General features: G+C 41.3%; 12 protein-coding genes. 1 reads left to right on the top strand and 11 read right to left on the bottom strand.

The window, feature by feature from the left end; translation table 11 throughout:
• Positions 1 to 5: 5 nt before the first annotated feature.
• The 9 genes from G628_RS18040 to G628_RS0105830 all read right to left on the bottom strand — a co-directional run bounded on the left by G628_RS18040 (position 6) and on the right by G628_RS0105830 (position 10,075).
• Positions 6 to 1,802, bottom strand: a complete 1,797-nt coding sequence (locus G628_RS18040; RefSeq protein WP_051199051.1) for an HD-GYP domain-containing protein — start codon at positions 1,800 to 1,802, stop codon at positions 6 to 8.
• Positions 1,803 to 1,889: 87 nt separating this feature from the next.
• Positions 1,890 to 2,327 carry a PH domain-containing protein gene (locus G628_RS0105865; protein ID WP_026654174.1) on the bottom strand — a complete coding sequence of 146 codons (438 nt, stop codon included), beginning with the start codon at positions 2,325 to 2,327 and terminating at the stop codon, positions 1,890 to 1,892.
• Between the two features lie 52 nt (positions 2,328 to 2,379).
• Positions 2,380 to 2,568, bottom strand: a complete 189-nt coding sequence (locus G628_RS0105860) for a hypothetical protein (protein ID WP_027208694.1) — start codon at positions 2,566 to 2,568, stop codon at positions 2,380 to 2,382.
• Positions 2,569 to 2,582: 14 nt separating this feature from the next.
• Positions 2,583 to 3,554 carry a carbohydrate kinase family protein gene (locus G628_RS0105855; protein ID WP_026654173.1) on the bottom strand — a complete coding sequence of 324 codons (972 nt, stop codon included), beginning with the start codon at positions 3,552 to 3,554 and terminating at the stop codon, positions 2,583 to 2,585.
• Positions 3,541 to 5,034 carry a glycoside hydrolase family 32 protein gene (locus tag G628_RS0105850; protein WP_027208693.1) on the bottom strand — a complete coding sequence of 498 codons (1,494 nt, stop codon included), beginning with the start codon at positions 5,032 to 5,034 and terminating at the stop codon, positions 3,541 to 3,543. The genes G628_RS0105855 and G628_RS0105850 overlap by 14 nt, the downstream gene beginning before the upstream one ends.
• Complete coding sequence (locus tag G628_RS0105845; protein WP_185750353.1) at positions 5,031 to 6,338, bottom strand: family 43 glycosylhydrolase; 1,308 nt, start codon at positions 6,336 to 6,338, stop codon at positions 5,031 to 5,033. The genes G628_RS0105850 and G628_RS0105845 overlap by 4 nt, the downstream gene beginning before the upstream one ends.
• Positions 6,339 to 6,465: 127 nt before the next feature.
• Positions 6,466 to 8,118 carry an ABC transporter substrate-binding protein gene (locus G628_RS0105840; RefSeq protein WP_027208692.1) on the bottom strand — a complete coding sequence of 551 codons (1,653 nt, stop codon included), beginning with the start codon at positions 8,116 to 8,118 and terminating at the stop codon, positions 6,466 to 6,468.
• Positions 8,119 to 8,227: 109 nt separating this feature from the next.
• Entirely contained in the window at positions 8,228 to 9,142 is a 915-nt protein-coding gene (locus G628_RS0105835) for a carbohydrate ABC transporter permease (RefSeq protein ID WP_026654169.1), read from the bottom strand.
• Positions 9,143 to 9,154: 12 nt separating this feature from the next.
• On the bottom strand, positions 9,155 to 10,075 hold the full coding sequence (locus tag G628_RS0105830) for an ABC transporter permease (RefSeq protein ID WP_026654168.1): 921 nt from the start codon (positions 10,073 to 10,075) through the stop codon (positions 9,155 to 9,157).
• Positions 10,076 to 10,340: 265 nt separating this feature from the next.
• Here G628_RS0105830 and G628_RS0105825 point away from each other — a divergent pair, with 265 nt between their 5' ends.
• Complete coding sequence (locus G628_RS0105825; RefSeq protein WP_027208691.1) at positions 10,341 to 11,408, top strand: LacI family DNA-binding transcriptional regulator; 1,068 nt, start codon at positions 10,341 to 10,343, stop codon at positions 11,406 to 11,408.
• Positions 11,409 to 11,455: 47 nt separating this feature from the next.
• Here G628_RS0105825 and G628_RS0105820 read toward each other — a convergent pair whose 3' ends face one another.
• Together G628_RS0105820 and G628_RS0105815 are read right to left on the bottom strand one after the other, a co-directional pair.
• Positions 11,456 to 12,745 carry a nitrogenase component 1 gene (locus G628_RS0105820; RefSeq protein WP_027208690.1) on the bottom strand — a complete coding sequence of 430 codons (1,290 nt, stop codon included), beginning with the start codon at positions 12,743 to 12,745 and terminating at the stop codon, positions 11,456 to 11,458.
• The gene (locus G628_RS0105815) at positions 12,745 to 14,199 is read right to left on the bottom strand and encodes a nitrogenase component 1 (RefSeq protein WP_027208689.1); all 1,455 of its coding nucleotides are present in this window, start codon (positions 14,197 to 14,199) and stop codon (positions 12,745 to 12,747) included. The genes G628_RS0105820 and G628_RS0105815 overlap by 1 nt, the downstream gene beginning before the upstream one ends.
• Positions 14,200 to 14,526 lie beyond the last annotated feature (327 nt).

Below are 14,526 nucleotides of genomic sequence, written 5' to 3'. Positions count from 1 at the left end.
TCCTTTCAGACTTCCGCTATCTTTCTTACTTCCTCAAGCGCATTCAAAAAAGCCTGTGCAACCTTCGGATCGAAGTGAGTACCGGAACTCTCCTTAATAATCTTAATTGCCTCATCAAACGGGAACGCTTTCTTGTAGCTTCTCTCCGAGATGAGCGCATCAAATACATCGGCTACCGCCATTATCCTTGCGGAAAGAGGAATCTCTTCTCCCTTAAGTCCCATCGGATAACCGGTTCCGTCCCATCTCTCGTGATGGTACATGGCAAGATTCTTGGCTTCTTTCAGATAGCCCGCATCCTGCTCGGGAAGATTGCTCATAACCTTATCGATGATCACGGCGCCTTCCTTTGAATGAGTCTTCATGATCGTAAATTCTTCGGGTGTGAGTTTACCCGGCTTATTAAGGAAATTATCGGAAATACTGATCTTTCCGACATCGTGAAGCGGTGCCGAATGATAAACATCCGAAACAAACTGCGGTGTCAAAAGATCTGTATATACGCCCTCTTTTATCATCTCATTCATGATAATCTTGGTGTATTCCGCTGTATTCTTAACATGCTCACCCGTACTCTGATCTCTGCTTTCAACAAGATCGGCAAGAGCATAGATGATTGAATTTTGAAGTGCAGTAATGGTCTCGTTTCTACTCTTAAGTGCCTTAACAGACGCAACGTGTGCCTCTATCATCTTAAGAAGCGCATCGTACATGTTTTCAATCTCATCGCCGGTTCCGATCTTGATCTCTTCAAACATCTTCGCCGTCTTTTCAAGATTCTCCTCGCTTCCGTCAGAAAACCGCGACGACGAGAGCGCCATCGTATTGATCGGAAGTATCAGATGATACTCCGACATATAGATACCTACGCCGAGAATGAATATGTATAATCCGATGAAAAGAGATATCTGTCTGGTAGCGAATTTAAAGACCTCTCTTCCCGTCTCTTCTTCCGAGTACGGTGATATTCCGGAAAGGTCAACGCCCGAATAACTGCCTATTTCCTGCGCAATGTGAACAGTATTTTTTCCCGTCTGAACTATCGCATCTCTGAACAACATCGTACTGATAAAAATAGCACAAAAAGCGACGAGTCCCGTTGCAAGAGTAAGAAGGATAACAACCTTCATTCTAAGTGATATACGACGGCTCTTTCCGCTTCTCATAGTCTGCACGGCTTCAGGCGTCAGAGGCGCCTGCTTCCAGTACTTCACATTCAGTCTGTCGCGAACACCGGCAGGAACTATAAATGTGATCAAAAGAGCTATCAACACACTTATCATCTTATCCGCAACATCGACTACATAATCGGCAATCAGAGCTGCCTGAAATGCCGACATCTTACCGGATTCATAGATTATCTTCAAAAAGTTAAGTGACGCAGTCTCAGAGCCAAAGCCGTAGATAATACCCGTGAGTATTGCTCCCAAAACGCCTCCGACAACGCCGTATATAAGTACTGCCAGGATTATTTTATAGAAATCTTTGAACCACTTTTTTTCATAAAAAACAGTGGTAAGTATAGCGATAAGAACATTTATCATGCTGTAGGAGATCGCCACGGAATCAGTAAAAATACTGTTTAAGAACGAACTGAAAAAACCGACAAATATACCGGGAAGAAATCCTCCCAGCATAGATACGGTCATAGTACCTACAGAATCCAGATATAGCGGAATTTCGAAGCGACCGACAAACTTACTTCCACAAATATTCATCAATATTCCGCCAAATACCATTAATGCAAGATAAACTCCTCTTGCCCCGGAGTTAACTTTGCGATCATCAACTATGTTTACCATATCATCCTCGTATAGGTATAATATTAACTAAAAAACGTTGCTATATATAATTTAACACATATCTTTTAAACTAGGAAGTTCGATAAATTAGTTCATGTCGTGATAATCATCCATATCATCGGTATCAAATCCAATGTTCTGCATGCTTACAGTCTTACGGCGGATTCTTGCTGCCTCGGAAGCGTGAAGAAGGAAATCCTTGATCTCGCGGCCGTGCTTGATATTCTTCATTACGATAGTCTTATCCGTAACATCAGAGGTATAACATATGATCGTTGATAAACCAAAGATTCTCTGCATGAGAGTTCTTGTTATCTCAACATCAGATACTTTGTACATGTAACAGTCGTTTTCGCGCACTGTCAAAAAACCTTTGATGATTGTAAGGTCATTGTCTCTAAGTTCATATTTTGTAAAAGTCCACGGAAGTCCAAAGAACAAAAGTCTCTGTGTCTCTTGATAACGAATTTCGCCTTTGGCGCTCATAGACTCCTGATACTGTTCGGGATTTAAGATTTTTGCCATATTCTCTCTCCTTAAATGAATGAAATGTTACCATTTCAATTTACGCTTTTTTTCATTTAAGGTCAAATATGCAAACATCTTCAAGTATGCACTCAGGTGTTATCCTGCTCTCTTTAAGCGCATCCTCGGCGCTCATTCCATCATAGAACTTCTTGATAAAGCCGTAGTTGAGCACTCTTACATTCTTGCCGCCAAAATAAGATGCAATCTTTTGTCCGAAATGGCCGCCTATCTTGGCCACGGAGCGTTTTATATTTATTCGCGTGATTTCATGAACAATCCAACCTCATCCAAAGTCGGCATAACAGATAGTGCGCCTCTTCTTGTAGTGATGATCGATGCTGCTGCATTTGCAAATGACAGGCACTCTGACAGACCGGCCTCCGAAAGATCGTTAAGGCCATTCCTACGGATATAATCAATTGCACAGGCACAGAATGTATCACCTGCACCGGTAGTTTCTATCGTATCCGGATTCTTATAGCCTTCTTTTTTTACAACAAAGTCCTTATACAGAGCCATACTTCCCTCTGCCCCGAGTGTTGCAAATACAATTGGTATTTCGAATTCTTTCTGTATTTTCTTCGCACCTGCTTCAATATCAGCCATTCCGGTGAACAGTTCAACTTCATTGTCTGATATTTTTAAAACATCACAATTTTCAAAGCCGTATTTCATTGCCTCAAGAGCATCCTCTACAGATTCCCACAACGGCTCTCTGTAGTTCGGATCAAAAGAGATAACGGCACCGCTTTCCTTTGCAATACTAACAGCCAGTTTTGTTGCTTCTTTTGCCGGCTCATCTGTCATAGACAATGTTCCCAAATGGAAGACTTCGGTATTTTCAAGAAGATTTCTGTTTGCCCTGACATCGTCCGCAGTCAGCATCATATCTGCTCCCGGTTTTCTGTAAAAAGAAAAATCCCTGTCTCCGTTTGCAAGCTTATTCACAAAAGCCAAAGTAGTCGGTACTGTCGCATCCTGTACAAGACCTGAAGCTTCTATTCCCTGCTTTTCAATTCTTTCCCTTAGCATTTTTCCAAAAAAGTCATCTCCGACCTTTCCGATAAATGCAGTGCTGTTTCCAAGATTCTGCAGCATGGAAAGGACATTACACGGTGCACCCCCGGGATTAGCTTCAAATAAAGGATTCCCCTGAGCGCTCATTCCATTATTTGTGAAATCGATCAGTAATTCTCCAAGTGCCACAACATTAAATTTGCTCATTTTTCTTCTCCAATTCATTCATCACAACGTCCATGATTAATTCGCCGTTAGCCCTGAAGCTGATTCCTTCAGCCTTAATATCTGTAAAGATGCCCATTGACATTACCTGTTCTCCGTCATTAATGAACAATTCCATGCTGTATCTGTCAAGTATCACGCGCAGTTTGATCTCTCCGTTATTATCAGCCACCTTGCATCTTCTCTGGTGCACGATTGCCCTTCTGTTTCCGGAATGCTTGCGGTCGATCTTCACTATAGATTCAACAGGATCAAATTCTATGCTTGAATATTCTTTACCGTTATCTGCAAAGCGTATTTCAAACTTACCGTATGAAAGGTATGTGCCAGCCAATCTTACATTAACCGTCATATCGATACATCTGCCTTCTAAGCTTGAAAGTACACAATCATCGGTAACGATGACATTTTGTCTGCTTACTCTTTTACCATAGTAATTCTCTATTTCGCGAATAGGCTTTTGAATCAGCCTTCCGTTCTTTATCGATATTTCCCTGGGAAGGCTCATCTGTCCAAACCACGGAAAATCTTCACGTTTTATTGCCAAAGTATCCCAGTTCTGAAGCCAGCCTATCATAACCTGCCTTCCGTCTTTGGTCCTGGTAGTCTGAGGCGCATAAAAATCTATTCCGTAATCTACCGCCTGACAATTCTCCTCGCAGAAATCTCCTTCATCGTTGACACTTCCGATTATGCATAATGTGCCGTTACCGTTGTGAAATTCAAGTCCCTCGGGAAGCATATCCTGCGGGCTTGTGAGAAGTACATGCTTTCCGTCAAGCGCAAAGTAGTCCGGGCATTCCCACATGACTCCGAATCTTTTATTATTCTTTATAAGTATTTTATCATATTTCCAGTTAAAGCCGTCATCGCTTGAATACTGCAAAAGTTGTCCATCACCGTCAACAGTCTTGTTTCCTGCAACAAGATAGTATTTTCCGTTTTCTTTCCAGATCTTCGGATCTCTGAAATCTATTTTTCCCGCTCCCTCCGGAAGCTTATCGCCCGTAATTACCGGATTCATCTCATATTTTTCATAGTCTTTTCCGTCTCCTACAGCAACGCACTGAGTCTGGACATCATAGAAGTTGCCATTCTCATCCTGTTTCCTGAGAACGCCGGTATATAGTATCAGATGTTTCCCATCCTCTGTTTCAATCGCACTTCCCGAAAAACATCCGTCCTTATCATAATCTGCTTCCGGTGCCATAACGGCAGGAAGATACTTCCAATCGATAAGGTCTTCACTCTCTACATGGCCCCAATGCATAGGCCCCCAGACAGTCTCATAAGGATTATATTGATAAAAAAGATGATATTTACCCTTATATATGCTAAATCCGTTCGGATCGTTCATCCATCCGCATCTTGGAGTAAGATGGAAAAGAGGACGAAATTCCTCCGCGATTGTCTTTTCCTTTTTGCACTCATATTCTCTTGCTTTTAATAACTTATCGTTCATAGTATTCCTTTCCTGCCATATATCTTTAAATTGTCTATGCTTGCTCCCTGAAGGCGCACTTTCCAATCCGCGCCCACCGCCGAATAAATGCGATTTGACAATGCTTTTTCGCCGTTAACATAAACCACTGTTATATCTTTTTCCACAACTACATCAACTTGATACTTAACTCCCGCCTTAAGGCTCATACTTTGTTCATTGGGATAAGCATCATAGGTGATCTTATCTTCGCCATTGTCGATGGTTATTCTGTATTCCTCATTCTTCTCGGCATTGTTAAATATAATCTCCGACTTGCCTTCGTTTTCCATCTCAAGCTCAAATGTAAGCCGGCAGCTTTCCGGAACATTTCCAAGTTCCGATTCGTCTTTTACACTTTCTGCTTCAAAAATCTGTTTGTCAAAATAATTTATATATTCTTCAGGCATCGCTACGCCAAGCGTTCCATCTTCCAGTTCCTTAAGTTCATATACAAGGAGATTTCCCGCCCAGGTATAAGGAAGCCTGTCACTTTCTCTTTTCTTTCTATCCAAAAAACCTATCAGATATCTTTTTCCTTTATATTCACAGGTCTTTGCCGCATAGAAACCGTTTCCGTCAAATGTATCCGTCTCAGGTTTCTCCCACGGTCCGTTGATGCTGTCCGACATTCTGTAATATACAACATTGTTCCAGCTGAATGTCAGATAATAACGATTGCCCATCTTAAACAGATCCGGACACTCCATAAAATATAAGTCTTTGTTTGTATAAAAGTCGCCTTCAAACTTCCAGTTTTTAAGATCATCGGAACGATAGCATATTATCGCGCTCTCATTCCCGTTTTCTTTTCTCGCTCCCACAAGCATCATATAGCCGTCATCTGTTCGCAGCACCTGCGGATCGCGAAAATCTTCCGTACTGTATCCTTCCGGAGCATGTATAATATTTTCAGTATCCTTGGTATAAGTCTTATTGTCTTTACTTGTTGCATGCATCAGGCACTCTTTATCCAGCCCGTATTCCTCATAATAACCATTATGTCCTGTATAAAAACAATGATATGTTCCGGCATCATCAATAATAAATGATCCTGTTCCCACAGCAAGATCCGGTGCTTCCATTTCCTCTGAATATGCAAGTACCTGTCCCTTGTCTTCAAAGCTTACAAAATTACGGGTGTAGAACTGATGTATCGGATGATACCCCACTCCGTTATTATCCGTTTCATAAAGATAATTGAGGTAAACTCCTTTCTCTGTCGAAAGAGCCATGACATCTCCGACGTAACTGTCTTCAGCCCTTGGGAATAAACATTCATTCATTTTTTTACCGGCACATCCTTGTATCATCATTAACGATATAAGTAGCAAACAAATTGTTATTCTTTTCATCTTTTTTAAATGGGGAGGATCATCTCCTCCCCATCTCCAATAAACATTAACCTTCCGATTACTTGTAAAACTCGTCAAAATACTTCTGATAAATTGCAAGATATTCATCAATTCCGTATGCATTAACCTGATTAAGATAAGCCTCCCAATCAGCATCGCTGAGGCCATCCATTACAAACTTACTTCTGCTTGAATTTATATATGTAATAAGATCCTGCTGAATGGATGTGAGCTTTTCTGTATCTTCCGCTGTCATAAATACATTGGGATATACATACTCATTGTGCATATCATTGGTGTAATACTCCTTGATCCAGTCAAGACGATACTGAGCATCATCAGGACATGTAACATATTTGCCGTAATACTCATCAAGGATTGCAAGAGGTCCGCCTACACACTCTGCTTCACGTACTTCTACAGGAGACGCATCGCCAAGCGCCGCATGCTTAAGCATCTTTTCACCCTGATCATTTGTTGACAACTCAAAGATATCAAACTCATCATCCTCTCCGTATGTTCCCCAGTTATTCTGAGGTGACTGGAACGGATCGTACATCTTATCGAGCCATGCGCATACAAGTGCAGGATTCTCGCACTTTGCAGTTACAACGCATCTTCCGCGATCAAATCCGGAAGTAAAAGAGCTGTTAAGAGGAGTAACATTTTTGGTATCTGCCTGAAGCGCTGCAAGAGGAACAAAGTCCTGAAGATTATCAATATTTGCAACGTCCCATGTGAAGCAAACGCCATATCTGTGAGACTTACCCTTTGCTACATATGTAGACCAGTCCTGTGTAAAGCACTCAGGATCGATAAGTCCTTCTTCGTAAAGCTTGTGGAGCCACCGGAAGCCTGACTTAAATCCTTCCTGTGTTGCTGTGCAGATAACCTTCTTGTCATTTGTCACAGCAATATGCTGTCCGATATCGTTATCTCCGTATCCCTCTCCAAATCCGTTGATAAGAAGACTGGGATCCTGATCGTTCATTATGCATGACATAGGAATGATGTCACCTTCAATACCAAACTCAGCCTGAAGCTCTGAAGCGTGATCCTTAAATGCTTTCAAAACCTGCTCAAATTCATCAACTGTCGTAGGTGTTGAAAGTCCAAGAAAATCCAACCACTTCTTGTTGATATAAGTAAAGTTGTTTCCAACTGTCTGAATTGCAGTCTTGTTGGAACCAAGCTGCTCTATCCATGGAAGCGCCCAGATATGTCCCTCTGAATCGGTACACATCGTGCGGTACTCCGGATACTTATCGAACACGCCTTTTAGATTAGGCATGTTATTGTCGATATAATCTTCTAAAGAAATGATAACCCCCTGGTCAGCATATCTGATAAGATCTGAGTTTCCAAAACCTGCATTGAACACAAAATCAGTAAGAGCATTCTTGTTTGCCATATTCAGCTGGATTTTGTCCCCCCACTGATCGCTCGATATAGCTGTCCAATCAACATGCACGTTTGTTTCTTCCTCAAGTCTCTTGAAGATTGTCCTATTGTTTGGTTCCGATTCCGTACCGGACGGATAACTTATCGTTCCGGTGATCGTAACCTTTTCCTGAAGTGGAAAGCTCAGATTATCTGTTGAAACAGATGCAATATCACTTCCCGAAGATGCTTTGCCGCATCCCATAAGTGCGCCTGCAGATACTGTCAAAGCAAGCGCTGCCGCCATAAACTTAGTTTTTTCCTTTCTCATTTGCCCTCTCCTTACTATTAATACTTTATGCCTTCACAAGGATGTTATGCTCTTTTTTACCCTCCAAAGTACATTTAAGCTATCCTTGAAAAAACCACTGCAATTCTTCTCATCCCTTTACAGATCCGATCATAATTCCGGAATCAAAGTATTTCTGGAAGAATGGATACATCACTATTAACGGAAGACTCGATACTATTATCGTTGCATATTTCAAAAGTTCGGCCAGCTGTGCCCTCTGTGCTGTACTCTGCATATCTGCTATCATTCCGGGATCGGGTTCGTTCTGTATGAGAATAGCCCTAAGCACCAGCTGAAGCGGTTGTTTTTCAGCCGAATTAAGATAGATCATTGCGTCAAAATAACTGTTCCACATTCCGACAAACTGCCAAAGCACCAAAACTGCAATAAGCGGCGTGCACACCGGAAGCAGGATCTTGAAGAAAAATACAAGTTCATTTGCTCCGTCAACATCGGCTGCCTCCCTAAGTTCGTTAGGAACTCCCTTATAATAGGTTCTTGCAATTATCATGTTCCATACACTGAAAGCATTCGGAAGTATTATCGCCCACATGCTGTCAAGAAGTCCCATGTTGCTTATAAGAAGGTATGTAGGGATAAGTCCGCCGCCAAAAAACATGGTTATGATGAAAATTGTGTTGAATATCTTTTTCCCTTTAAAATCATCTCTGGACATAGGATATGCACAAAGAAGAGTTATAAATACCGATATGACGCTGAATAAGACCGAGTAAAGAACTGCATTGCCAAATCCAATCCATATCTGGGAATTGGACATTACTCTCTCATATGCTGTAGTGGTCCACTTGCTGATATCAAAGACAATTCCCTTGTTCTGAAGTGTTATCGGATCCATAAAGGAGGCAATAACGATGTATACTACAGGTCCGATTATTGCTACAACAAATAGTCCCAAAAGTATATATCCGATCAAAAGGAAGATCTTATCTCCCATGGAAGCTCTTGCGAACTCACTTTTCTTAACTGTAAGTGTTTTTTCCATCTCTCTTTCTCCTTATAATCCCTGACCGTCATTGAGCTTTTCAACAACTTTATTGACTGCTATCAGAAGTATTACATTTATGATCGTGTTGAAAAGACCTACCGCCGTAGAATAACTGTAATCACCATTCAAAAGGCCTTTCTTATAAACATAAGTTGCAATGATCTCCGATGAAGCGAGATTCATATCCGACTGAAGAGCATAAGCTTTTTCAAATCCGATGCTCATTATGTTTCCGGCCTGAAGTATGAACTGTATAACTACCATATCCTTTATGGCAGGCCATTCAACCGCTTTGATCTGCTGCCAGATATTTGCTCCGTCAATCTGTGCCGCCTCTTTTAACTCATTGCTTGCATTTGAAAGTGCCGCAGTGTACATGATGGATGCCCATCCTGCTCCCTGCCAGATACCGCTTATGATGTAAATCGGTCTGAATGCTGCAGGGATGGTAAGGAAGTTTATGTTTGTTCCCAAGAACATATTGAAAGGTCCTGTTACCGAAAGCAAAATCCTTACCATACCGCAAAGAACGATTACTGAAATGAAGTTAGGCATATACAGGACCAGCTGAATCTTCTGTTTTATCTTGCTGCTTGTTATTCTGTTGAGAAGAAGTGCCAGGATAATAGGAATCGGGAATCCCCACAACAGTCCGTATACACTTAACTTAAGCGTATTCAGCAAGTACTGCATAAAATCCGGCGAGGATAAAAATTGTTCAAAATATTTAAGTCCTACCCACTCACTTCCAAGTATTCCTCTAAATGGGTTGTACTTCTGAAACGCGATCAGGATTCCTCCCATAGGAATATATTTGAAAATAATGGTGAGTATAAGTGCAGGTCCTAAAAAGAATACATACAACTGCCAGTGCTGCCTGATATATACGAGTGTGTTATGCAGCGTATTATCCTTCGTTTTAGCATTCATATTAGTTCCTCCATTACTTTTACATTTGTAACATTCATTTTGTATATGTAAAAATTATCACATATATGTTTATATGTCAACAGATTAATTTTGTCATTTGCACAATTTTAATTTACATTTGACACTTTCTCTCTGACATCTTATAATCTAGGTATTCTTGGATGAAATTGCAGAAATTCGTATTTGCCGCAAATCTAATATCCAAATGTGCTAAATGTGCAAATGTAACATTTGTGCACAACATTTTTACCAACGGAGAATAATTATGGCTACAAAAGTTACTATTCAGGATATAGCCGATGCACTGGGATTATCCAGAAATACAGTATCCAAAGCAATCAATAATACCGGCGTGCTGGCTGAATCCACCAGGCAGAAGGTTCTTGAGAAAGCACTGGAAATGGGATATAAACAGTTCTCATATGCCAATTCCATTGCGGATATAAAGAATCCTTCTTTTACAAAAAATAAAGTTTCAGGCGAAATAGCTCTTTTCACCGGAAACTTCCTTAATAATTCACATTTTGCATCAACTATGCTTGATAAGTTTCAGCATGAGATTTCTCTTATGGGATATAGTCTCACCATACACAGAGTCGATACCAACAATATAGAAGACCTTAGTCTCCCACTAACATACAGGCCCGAAAATACTAGAGCAATCGTATGTATAGAAATGTTTAATCAGCAATACTGTGAAATGATCTGCAATCTCGACCTCCCCGTCCTGATGATAGACGCTCCGGTTGCCAGTTACTGGCGTAAATTGAATGCCGACATTTTACTGATGGACAATTTTTCAGATATATACCGCGTAGTAAGCGATATGAACAAAAAAGGCATAACAAAGATTGGCTTTGTCGGACAGGTAACCCACTGCCGCTCTTTTTACGAACGCTTTATAGCATTTAGAGAAGCAATGTATATCAACAATCTTACATTTGAAAATAAATACTGCCTTTCAGAGGTACATCCTCACGGCTCGGATTACAAAGACTACTTATTTAGGGCTCTTGAAAAAATGAAAGAACTTCCCGAAATGTTTATTTGTGCAAATGACTTTGTCGCACTCGATCTATTGTACGGACTTAGAAAAATAGGCGTTGAATGTCCCAAAGATATAAAGTTGTTTGGCTTTGATGATTCACCGGAATCAAAGATAATGACTCCTTCATTATCCACGAGCCATATTCACAGTCAGATAATCGGATATTCCGCAGCAAATCTTGTTATTTCACGAATAGAACAGCCCAATCTGAACTATCGTACCACATACACCGAAACCGACCTTATTTACAGGGATTCAACAAGTTCGAAGAAATTTCCTCAATAAAAACCGCTCCGCCACCGATAGCTTCGGTAACAGAACGATTCTTTTGATCAGTTGTTATCATAAATATCTTCCGTAAATGTAAGGCTTCCTCTGTAACCCGCATAGGTTCTGTTAAAAATAAGCCTTTCATTTATGGGAAATGCGCCGAGGATGAACTGAATCTCTTTTTCAAGCGCAATTTCTCTCTCGTTGCTACTTCCTACAAGAAGTGTTATCTCTTTTTCCTCCTCACGGATTGCCTTGTTGATCTCGTACTGATCCGTCAGGAAAAGAACTTTCGGAGGCTTTGCATATTCAAGGTCCCGGATTTCTTTTTCTATCCTGTCCTTGTCCTCCTGTCTGAAGATCGGCTCGGATACTATCACCAGAACAGGCGTAAAGCTGTAATCGTTCGCAAGATATCTTGTGTATCCGACAGCACTGTTTGCATCTGCAACAACAGCAAATCTTTTCCAGCTCACAACACCGATTGACTGTCCCAGATAGCTGTAGACATAGTCCTCTTCCGCCTCGATCACATCCTCTACAAGTTTTTCATCAAGATTAAGTGCTTTCTGCACTGCTATGATAAAATTAGTGGTATCTGTCGCGCCGACAAAGAGTCCCGGAATCCTGATACTTGGAACGCCGAATTTCTCCTCAAACTTCTTGGCAGGCCCGTTGAAGAGCCACGGATTTACAATGATATTGAGCGCCGCACCGGAGCTCTTTTTAATATCTTCAATTCCCTGATGTTTTGTAAAAAAGGTATTGACCTTAAGTCCGAGCTTCGAAAGAATCCTATCGATCTCTTCAAGCGTGCCGCTCCAGAACGGATCGTGGTAGGGCACGATTCCAAAGATATTCACAAGCTTATCGTCCTTTGGAACATCTTTTTCAATAACCTTGTCTATAAACGTATTCCAGATCACCTCATACCCGAGGTTACTGTCGCCCGCAAATCCGGGCGTATCGATTGAATAGACTTCGTGCCCTTCTTCCCTGAATTTACTTGTGACGCTCTCGATATCATCTCCGATAATACCTGCGGTACATCCGGTCAGGACAAAAAAAGCATCGGCATCCATTATGTCAATCGAGCCCTGAATTGTTGTTCTTAATTTATTTACTCCGCCGAATACAACTTCTTTTTCAAGCATGTTACTTGACGGGATCGACACTCCGCTCACAAAGCATGAATGTTTATGCCCCGACTGTCCCTGATCTGCTGCCGTTGTCTGCATACAGCATCCGGGACCTGAATGTAATATCGGGCAGACTCTGTTTATCGCACCAAGAACGGCGTTGATTCCCGCAAGAACGCATCCGCCCTTAGGATTTTCCATAATATGTGACATTAATCTTCTCCCCCTAAAATATATTTGAACGCATTTTCTTTGTACCATGAATCCTTGTAAGGGAGTTTTACATGCTTTGCAAGTTTCCTGTTAAATCCCGGATTTTCAAGCTGATCCGCAATCTTGTTTCCAAGAAAAAGAAGTCCATCATATCCCATCGTAGGTCTTTTTCCGTCAAGAACGTGTGTAGTCGGAATTCCAAGCTTTGCCGCCCATTCGGGAACTCCTATAAATGCATCGGGTTTAAGTTTGTTCAAAAGATTAACCTGCTCAAAAGGCTGCATGTTGGCAATATCAACCACAAAATTCTTGTGAATGTCGTTAAGGTACTCTATGTCAACCTGCGCATCGGCGTCATAGGTCGGTGTTTCAAGTCCAACAAGTTCCATGCCAAAATCATCTATAAGAGCTGCTGCCGCAAAAGACCTTCCTGTTCCTCCGCATATGAATACTCTTTTTCCCTTAAGTCTTTCCCTAAGTTCCGCCACAAGCGGTTCAATTCTCTTATGTTCGGAAGCGATGATCCGCTCAACTTCCTCTTCCTTGCCGATAACCTTAGCGATGCCTCTGTACCACTTATCGGTATTTCTTATTCCGATAGGCATTACGGTGTGTGAATAAGGTATCTCGTAGTCTTCCCAGAGAGTCTTCATAAACTCATCCGCAAATACTTTACAGATAGATGTCGAAGCCTCCGCTGCAGGGATTCTTTTTATCTTTTCAAGAGAGCTGTAAAAAGGAATATAGTTGACCTTTGCACCCAAAAGATTTATCATTCGCTCCATTTCTTTCTGATCGGCGAAACTGACTGTCGTAGGAGCAAAAAGATTTATGAGTCCTTTTTCTTTTTCAACTTTCTCTTTTTTCAAAATATATTTATTGATCGAAATAAATGCCGCATCAAACCCGGACGCACAAACTTTAGATTTGAAGCCTTCGCAGTGTATCGGAACCATTATAGTGTCAGGATAATCAGTCTGAAGATCCTGTGCTATCGCGTCAATATCGTCTCCAATGATACCTGATGCGCAGGAAGCATATATAAACGCAAGCTTCGGATTGTATCTCTCGACTGCTTTCTGAACAGCCTCTCTAAGCTTCTGCTCACCGCCAAATACTACACTCTTCTGATCTATATTTGTAACAATAAGTCTGGGATTTTTGACAACCTTGATTCCTCTGTGAATCTGTCCGACACGGTACATATCTACCGCCATGATCGCACATCCGACACACCCCTGCGGAGAATGTGAGATAAAGACAGAATCCTCCAAAGACATAAGCGCCGCCATACTGTTTATCTGCTGACACTGCAGTCCCTGTGCAAAGCTCCTGTCTGCCCTTTTAAGACATCCCTTTTTGTAGTTTTCCGCAACTTCTTTTCCGGTTGTACCAAGATCGTTTATTCTTCCCGGGATGCTCTCCCTGACTCCCGAATACTGTATGTTTGGCATTTCTTCACCTCTCCCGAAAGATGCCGACATTTTATAGAAAAACCGGAGGTATATCATAACACCTCCGGCTTTCCGGTCAGCATCGCATTTCTGTGATGCTCAAATCTTATCATAGTATGTCTTTCGTGAGAATTTGAGAAAACTTATCAGTGCCAATCAGCTGAGGTTATCGCTTAGTGTGATGTCTCGCCGACTTTTGATCAATATTCGCTGTAATCTTCTGCTCAATCTAAGATGGATTTTCTTGCTACATTGACTAAATCTTTAATTTTACCCTCTCTTAGGCACTTTTTCCTGTAATCTTACGTTTAATCCAAGGCGGGTTTT

This window comes from Butyrivibrio hungatei NK4A153 (assembly GCF_000424465.1).
Taxonomy (GTDB): domain Bacteria; phylum Bacillota; class Clostridia; order Lachnospirales; family Lachnospiraceae; genus Butyrivibrio; species Butyrivibrio hungatei_A.
This window is presented reverse-complemented; position numbering and strand designations above follow the sequence as displayed.

Bases quoted from the DNA above. Each gene is read 5' to 3' on its own strand.
- G628_RS0105820 (WP_027208690.1), bottom strand. From the start codon at position 12,745: ATGTCACATATTATGGAAAATCCTAAGGGCGGATGCGTTCTTGCGGGA.
- G628_RS18040 (WP_051199051.1), bottom strand. From the start codon at position 1,802: ATGGTAAACATAGTTGATGATCGCAAAGTTAACTCCGGGGCAAGAGGA.
- G628_RS0105815 (WP_027208689.1), bottom strand. From the start codon at position 14,199: ATGCCAAACATACAGTATTCGGGAGTCAGGGAGAGCATCCCGGGAAGA.
- G628_RS0105840 (WP_027208692.1), bottom strand. From the start codon at position 8,118: ATGAGAAAGGAAAAAACTAAGTTTATGGCGGCAGCGCTTGCTTTGACA.
- G628_RS0105825 (WP_027208691.1), top strand. From the start codon at position 10,341: ATGGCTACAAAAGTTACTATTCAGGATATAGCCGATGCACTGGGATTA.
- G628_RS0105865 (WP_026654174.1), bottom strand. From the start codon at position 2,327: ATGGCAAAAATCTTAAATCCCGAACAGTATCAGGAGTCTATGAGCGCC.
- G628_RS0105855 (WP_026654173.1), bottom strand. From the start codon at position 3,554: ATGAGCAAATTTAATGTTGTGGCACTTGGAGAATTACTGATCGATTTC.
- G628_RS0105845 (WP_185750353.1), bottom strand. From the start codon at position 6,338: ATGAATGAATGTTTATTCCCAAGGGCTGAAGACAGTTACGTCGGAGAT.
- G628_RS0105830 (WP_026654168.1), bottom strand. From the start codon at position 10,075: ATGAATGCTAAAACGAAGGATAATACGCTGCATAACACACTCGTATAT.
- G628_RS0105850 (WP_027208693.1), bottom strand. From the start codon at position 5,034: ATGAACGATAAGTTATTAAAAGCAAGAGAATATGAGTGCAAAAAGGAA.
- G628_RS0105835 (WP_026654169.1), bottom strand. From the start codon at position 9,142: ATGGAAAAAACACTTACAGTTAAGAAAAGTGAGTTCGCAAGAGCTTCC.